The organism is Granulicatella sp. WM01 (genome assembly GCF_004570605.1).
GTDB lineage: Bacteria > Bacillota > Bacilli > Lactobacillales > Aerococcaceae > WM01.
On record NZ_SPPB01000202.1, the window covers coordinates 1 to 223 of the forward strand.

At 39.0% G+C, this 223-nt stretch carries 1 protein-coding gene; it reads left to right on the plus strand.

Going from position 1 to position 223, the window contains the following annotated elements; all coding sequences use genetic code 11:
• The coding region (locus tag E4T68_RS09175; protein WP_135126098.1) for a DUF1542 domain-containing protein at positions 1-223 on the plus strand (223 nt) is incomplete at both ends.

Consider the following 223-nt stretch of genomic DNA (forward strand, 5'->3'; position numbering starts at 1 on the left):
GCTAAAACAACTGCTAAGAACGCTATTGAAGATGCAGCAACTGCTAAGAAAGCAGCCATCGATGCACGTAATGAATTGACAGCAGAAGAAAAAGACGCTGCTAAAAAAGATGTTGATGCTAAAGCTACAGAAGCAAAAGCAAATGTTGATAATGCAACAACAAATGCAGAAGTAGACACAGCTAAGACAGACGGTACTACTGCTATTAACGAAGTTAATCCAA